Raw genomic sequence first — 3,109 nt, 5'->3', positions numbered from 1 at the left:
TGGGCCGCAGCGCGGCGATGCGGCGCCGGCTGGCCACGCTGCTCGCGCCGGACCAGCTGCCCGAGCTGATCGCGCTGTTCCTGCCGCCGACCGGCGTCGCGGCGCTGCTGGCGCAGGCCGGGCTGGCGCCGGCAGCCGGCGATGCACCGGCCGCCACCACCGACGCCGACGCGTGCCGCTGGCTCCTCGACCGCGTGCTCGGCACAGATGCAGCGGACCTCGTCCAGCCCCGCGCCGGCGCCACCGACGCCACCGCATCCACCGGCGCCGACCGAACGCCAGCGGCGGAAGCCACCGCGCCGCCGCGCGCGGAACCCGCGCCCGACAGCCTGCGCGCCGCACTCGAAGCCGCGCTGTTCGCCGGCAACGCGCCGGCCTTCCACGCCGCCTGGCGCGCCAGCCTCGCCAACGACCGCGACCGGCTCACCGGCTGGCTGCGCGATCTGGGCCGCAACGCGGCGATGCGGCGCCGACTGGCCGCGCTGCTCGCGCCGGACCAGCTGCCGGAGCTGATCGCGCTATTCCTGCCGCCGGCCGACGTGGCGGCGCTGCTGGCGCAGGCCGGGCTCGCCGCCCCCCAGACGCCGGCCGCAGCCGAGTCCGACCTCGCCCGGCGCTGGCTCATCGACCGCCTGCTCGCTGCCGATGCGGCGGACAGCGCCGCCACGGTCGGTGCCGCCACGCCATCCGCCGCCGATCACGACTCAGCCCCGGCGACCGCCGATACCAATGCCGATCCCTTCCCGCCGCTCGCCGCCGCCCTGCTCGGCAGCGGCGCCTTCGACCGCGCCTGGACTCGCGCGCTCGATGCCGAAACCGGCCGGCTGCATCGGGCGCTGCGCGATCTGGGCCGGTCGGAGCGACTGCGCCAGCGGCTGGCCGAGCGGCTGACGCCCGCGCAAACCGCCGAGCTGGCACGGCGGCTCGCTACCCGGTCGCCGGCCGGCCCGCGCCAGACGCTCGACGCCGCGCTGTTCACCGGCGCCGGCACCGATGCCCCGGCCTTCCACGCCGCCTGGCAGGCCAGCCTTGCCGCCGATGGCGACTGGCTCGCCGGCTGGCTGCGCGATGTCGGCGCCAGCGCCCTGGCCCGGCGCCGGCTGGTCGAGCTGATCGCGCCGGCGCAGCTGCCGGCGCTGGCCCGGTTGCTGGCGCCGGCCGAGGCGGCCGCGCTGCTGACTCAGGCCGGCTTCGCCGCCGCGCCGCCGCCCGCCGACATGGCTGCCGCCGCTGCCGCACCCGATGCAAGCGCTGCCGCCACCGAAGCCAGCCGGCGCTGGCTCATCGACCGGCTGCTCGCTCCGGCCGCCGCCGTTCCCGCCGTTCCCGCCGTTCCCGCCGACCCGCCGCCCGCCAGCGCCGCCCCGGCCGCCGCAGCGTCGCAGCGCAGCGCAGTCGCGGCAGCGCTGCCCGATCCCGGCGCGGCCGAACGCCCGGCCGCGACAACTGCCGCCGAAGCAACCGCGCTCCCGCCGCAGCTCGCCGCGCGCCACGCGCTCGAAGCCGCGTTGTTCGCCGCCGGCACCGATGCCTTCGACGCCGCCTGGCAGCGCGTTGTCGCCGGCGATGCCGACTGGCTCGCGCGCTGGCTGCTCGACCTCGGCCGCGCCGCCGGCATCCGACGCCGGCTCCACCTCACACTCGCGCCGACGCGGCTGCCGGAACTGGTCGCGCTGTTCGCGCCGCCGCCGGTCGCCGCCGCGCTGCTCGCGCTCGCCGGCCTCGGCGCCGCGCCGGCGGACGCAACGCACGCAGCCCGGCGCTGGCTCATCGACTGGCTGCTCGCCCCCGGACGCGCGCCGCATGCATCAGCCGACCGTGCCGACGCCGACCTGCTGCCCGCGCTGCGCGACCGGCTGCGCCAGCCCGACCTCGACCGCGCCCAACTCGACCGCGAACTCGCCGCCCTCGCCGCCGCCCATCCGCTGCTCGCAAGTGCGCTTGCACGGCTTGCCGCCTGCGGCGAAGCAGCTGCCGCCGAGACGGACGGCAGTGCGAGTACGCCGGCAGTCTGGCCCGGCAGCGCAGCGCTCGCCGCCGCCCTGCTCGACGACAACGACAACGACGGCGATGGCGATGGCGACAACGCCGCACAAGCCGCCGCCAGCCGCGCCGCCCGCTGGGCCGAAGCGCTCGCCGCCAGCCCCGACCAGCTGCGCCAGGCCCTGCTCGACCTCGGCCGCTCGGCCCGGCTGCGGCGCCGTCTCGCCGACCGACTCGCGCCGCAGCAGCTCGCTGATCTCGCCCGGCTGCTCGCCGCGCCGGCCAGCGCCGCCGCGCTGCTCGCGCTGGCGCTCGACCCGGCCTTCGCGCCTGCGGCCGACGCCGGCAGCGGCACCGATGTCGCCGCCGACGCCGAGGCAGCGCGGCGCCACTGGCTGGTCGACCGGCTGCTCGCGCCGCCGCTGCCGCCCACTGACGCCGCGCCGATCCCGCACAACCCGACCGAAGCCGTCGCCAAGCCCGCCGTGCCCGCCACGCCGGCCGGCGCGCCATCCGACGCCGACGCCGACGACGTGGCCCGGCTGGCCGATCTGGTGCGCGACTGGCGCGCCCGCTTCGGCACACCCGGCAACCCGGCCCGGCCCGTCGCGCCGACCGCCGATCCGCTTCCGCCAGCAAGCGCAAGCGCGCAAGCCGCAACCAGCTACAGCTCCAGCGCCGCCGAGCCGGTCGCGGGCGCCGCAACCGCACTCGCAAGCACCGCCACCGCTGTCGCCGCCACCGCCGCAGCCAACCGCCTGCGCCAGCGCCTTGCCCGCGCCGAAACCCGCGAACGCGCCATCCGCCAGCGCTCGCCGGCCCGCTTCGCCCGGCTGCTCGACCGTCTGGCCGGTCCGGCCGCAGCGCTGCTGCCGGCGCTGACCGAAGACATCCCCACGCCCGCCGCCAGCCCGGCAACGCCCGAGCAGTCACTCGACCTGCGCCGCCGCCAGCTCGACCTAGCACTGTCCGTCCCGCGCGGCGACCTGCCCGGACTGCTGCGCCGAGCGCTCGCGCCGCACATCGCCGCAGCCGCGCCAGAACGCCGACCGACCGCGCCCGACCATCCGCCGGCCACGCCAGCCACGCCCGCCACGCCCGCCACGCCCGGCCCTTATACAAATCT

1 protein-coding gene is annotated in these 3,109 nt (G+C 78.6%); it reads left to right on the top strand.

Features of this window, described 5'->3' with window-relative positions; genetic code table 11:
• On the top strand, positions 1–3,109 hold a 3,109-nt coding region (locus B9P64_RS25895; RefSeq protein WP_176256925.1), incomplete at both ends, for a hypothetical protein.

This window comes from Derxia lacustris (assembly GCF_002105195.1).
Classification (GTDB): domain Bacteria; phylum Pseudomonadota; class Gammaproteobacteria; order Burkholderiales; family Burkholderiaceae_E; genus Derxia; species Derxia lacustris.
This window is presented reverse-complemented; position numbering and strand designations above follow the sequence as displayed.